Raw genomic sequence first — 3,045 nt, forward strand, 5'->3', positions numbered from 1 at the left:
ATGGTCTGCAGCAGGGTGGTGTCGGTGGTCAGCCGCGACATGATTTCCCCGCTGCGATTGGTCTCGAAATAGCCGGGGTCGAGCCGGATGATGTTGTCGAATACGGCCTTGCGCAGGTCGGCGCTGACCCTTTCCCCCAGCCACGACACCAGGTAGAAGCGCAGGAAGGTACCGATGGCCATGGCCCCGGCAATCACCATGATCACGCTGATGGCGTTGCGCAGGTCGGCGCTGGTGCCGCCGCCGAAACCCTCGTCAATCAGCACCTGGATACCCCGGCCCAGGAACAGGGTGGCGCCAGCGGTAAACAGCAGGGCGCCGCCGGCGCCCAGCAGGCGCGCCCGGTATGGAAGCAGGAACCGGAATATGGCCAGCAGTGGTGACAGGGAGCGTCCGGGGGGCGGCGCCATTACTCCGTGTCTGCCGCGCTGCTGTCCCGGCGCTGGATGTAGCGCCCGAAGAACACCCCGACCTCGAACAGGATCCACATCGGCACGGCCAGCAGGGCCTGGGAGATGACATCGGGCGGGGTCAGCAGCATGCCGAACACGAAACAGCCGACGATGATGTAGGGGCGCTTCTTGACCAGATCCTCCGGCGTGGTGATGCCGGCCCAGATCAGGATCACCGCGGCGATGGGGATCTCGAAGGCGATGCCGAAGGCGAAAAACAGCTTGAGGACGAAATTCAGGTAGCTGTTGATATCGGTCATGATGGCGATATCGGCCGGGCCCACGCTGGTAAAGAAGCCGAAAATCAGCGGGAACACGACGTAGTAGGCAAAGGCCGCGCCGGCGTAGAAGAGCAGGACGCTGGAGGCGAGCAGCGGTACCGCGAGGCGCTTTTCGTGGCGGTACATGCCGGGGGCTATGAAACTCCAGATCTGGTAGAGCACATAGGGAATGGCGATGAAGATCGCGGCCACCAGGGTCAGCTTGAACGGTGTCAGGAAGGGGGAGGCGACCTCGGTGGCGATCATGGTGGCGCCTTCCGGCAGCAGGGCGCGCAGCGGCCTGGAGACGAAGCTGTAGATCTCGTTGGAGAAGGGAAACAGGCCAATGAACACCAGCAGCACCGATAGCAGGGAGCGCAACAGCCGGTCCCGCAGTTCGGTGAGGTGCGCCACCAGCGGCAGTGGCTGGTCGCCGGATTCTTCATTCATGGGGTCGAAGGGTCCTGGCCGCTGGCAGGGGTCTTGCCGCGCTCGGTGCCGGCGGCAGCGTCCTCGCCAGAGTCTGCGTCTTCGCCAGAGCGGCGATTTACTGCGGCCATATCTTCCTTCAACTCCTGCTCGGCACTGGCGACGCCGGCCTTGATCTCATCCCGGGTCTTGCGTAACTCCTGCAGCACGGAGTCGTTGTGCAACTCCTGCTCCACCTCCTGCCGGATGTCATTGAAACCCCGCTTGATGCGGTGCAGCCAGGCGCCGGCCGTGCGGATGGCGCCGGGCAGGCGTTCCGGGCCAATGACCAGCAGGCTGACCACGGCAATGAGAACCAGCTCGGTGAAACCGATATCAAACATGGCTGTGGATCAGGGCTTGGGGTTGCTGTCCCCGGAAGGCCGGGTGCTGTCCTCGGCCTCTGCCTTGTCCGTGGTGTCGTCCTCGTCCTTGATGCTCTTGCGGAAGCCCTTGACCGCGCTGCCGAGGTCGCTACCCAGAGTGCGCAGGCGCTTGGTGCCGAACAACATGATGACGATTGCCAGAATGATCAGCAATTGCCAGATACTAATACCGCCGATACCCATGTCTCTCTCCGTGTTTCCTGTTGCTGTCGTTGATGATGGCTGCGCCCCTAACCGCGCGAGGCCTTTTCTTCCAGTCCCGATACACCGACCCTGCGCTGCAGGCATTCCAGCACCGCGGCGGAGTCGAGATTGAGATGGGACAACATGACCAGGGTGTGGAACCACAGGTCCGCCACTTCCCCGAGCAGTGCCGCGGGGTCGTCCTGCACATCCTTTGCCGCGAGGATGACTTCGGTTGCCTCTTCGCCCACCTTCTCCAGGATCTTGTTCAGACCCTTGTGGTGCAGGCTGGCGACATAGGAACTGGCGGGATCCGCCAGTTTGCGTTGGGCAAGTATGCCATCCAATTGTTGCAGAATGTCACTCATTCCGGCCGTCCATACAGTGCTTCCGGCGATTTCAATACCGTGTCAGTTACCTGCCAGCCACCCTCTTCCCAGCGCTGGTAAAAGCAGCGTCGGCGGCCGGTATGGCAGGCGATATCACCGACCTGGTCGACCAGCAGCAAGAGGGTATCGCCGTCACAGTCCAGGCGCAGTTCCTTCAGCAGCTGTACGTTGCCCGATGTCTCGCCCTTGCGCCACAGCGCCTGTCGGGAGCGCGACCAGTAGACGACCTGCCCCTCGGCCACGGTCAGGGCCAGTGACTGGGGGTTCATCCACGCCATCATCAGGACGTCGCCGGTCTGCCAATCCTGGGCAATTGCCGGCACCAGGCCCTGCTCGTTCCACTGCACGGCCGCGGTCAGCGGTTCACCAGCCATTGTCGTCTCGGTATTCATGGGCCGGCATTATGGCACAGGGCCAACCCGGACACATCAGCCGTCACTCCGGCGCGGCCACAGCAATGCCAGGGCTGTAGCGGCCAGCAGCCAGCTCACCCAGGGCAGGGTCGCCAGCTGCGCCAGCCCGCCCGGGAGGGCCACGAGCACCGCCAGCCCGCCGGCCACAGCGGCCAGTAGCCGGCGGCGGCGCAAGCGCAGGCGCCGGTCCCGGGCTGCCATCAACTCCCGCTGTCTCTGCTGCAAGCCGGAAGCCTGGGTGGCAGGAACGCCCTGGGAGCGCTGCAGGTTGTCGAGTACCGCGTCGGGCACCTGGGGCAGCTGCTCCAGCCAGGACGGCAGGTGGCGCTGCAGGCGCTTGAGCACCGACTGCGGCGAGTAGCGCTCCTGTATCCAGCGCTCCAGAAAGGGCTGGGCGGTATCCCACAGGTTCAGCTGCGGGTACAGCTGGCGGCCCAGCCCCTCGATGTTGAGCAGGGTTTTCTGCAGCAACACCAGCGAAGGCTGGACCTCCA

Annotated in this window: 6 protein-coding genes and 1 pseudogene; all 7 read right to left on the minus strand. The window is 64.1% G+C overall.

All coding sequences use genetic code 11. The features are described from left to right. A partial coding sequence (locus RJQ10_RS06905; RefSeq protein WP_350144971.1) for an ABC transporter transmembrane domain-containing protein occupies nt 1-410 on the minus strand: 410 nt, incomplete at its 3' end. Then, nucleotides 410-1,162 carry a twin-arginine translocase subunit TatC gene (gene tatC / locus RJQ10_RS06910; RefSeq protein ID WP_350144973.1) on the minus strand — a complete coding sequence of 251 codons (753 nt, stop codon included), beginning with the start codon at nt 1,160-1,162 and terminating at the stop codon, nt 410-412. The genes tatC and RJQ10_RS06905, both read right to left, overlap by 1 nt. After that, the gene (gene tatB / locus RJQ10_RS06915) at nt 1,159-1,524 is read right to left on the minus strand and encodes a Sec-independent protein translocase protein TatB (protein ID WP_350144975.1); all 366 of its coding nucleotides are present in this window, start codon (nt 1,522-1,524) and stop codon (nt 1,159-1,161) included. The genes tatC and tatB overlap by 4 nt, the downstream gene beginning before the upstream one ends. 9 nt (nt 1,525-1,533) lie before the next feature. After that, nucleotides 1,534-1,749 carry a twin-arginine translocase TatA/TatE family subunit gene (tatA, locus tag RJQ10_RS06920; protein WP_350144977.1) on the minus strand — a complete coding sequence of 72 codons (216 nt, stop codon included), beginning with the start codon at nt 1,747-1,749 and terminating at the stop codon, nt 1,534-1,536. Nucleotides 1,750-1,796: 47 nt separating this feature from the next. After that, the gene (locus RJQ10_RS06925; protein WP_350144979.1) at nt 1,797-2,117 is read right to left on the minus strand and encodes a phosphoribosyl-ATP diphosphatase; all 321 of its coding nucleotides are present in this window, start codon (nt 2,115-2,117) and stop codon (nt 1,797-1,799) included. Further along, nucleotides 2,114-2,512, minus strand: a complete 399-nt coding sequence (gene hisI / locus RJQ10_RS06930; RefSeq protein ID WP_350144981.1) for a phosphoribosyl-AMP cyclohydrolase — start codon at nt 2,510-2,512, stop codon at nt 2,114-2,116. Before hisI ends, RJQ10_RS06925 begins: the two co-directional genes overlap by 4 nt. Before the next feature lie 54 nt (nt 2,513-2,566). After that, a pseudogene (locus tag RJQ10_RS06935) lies at nt 2,567-3,045 on the minus strand (ubiquinone biosynthesis regulatory protein kinase UbiB); the annotation flags it as partial.

The organism is Haliea sp. (assembly GCF_040222615.1).
Lineage (GTDB): Bacteria > Pseudomonadota > Gammaproteobacteria > Pseudomonadales > Halieaceae > Haliea.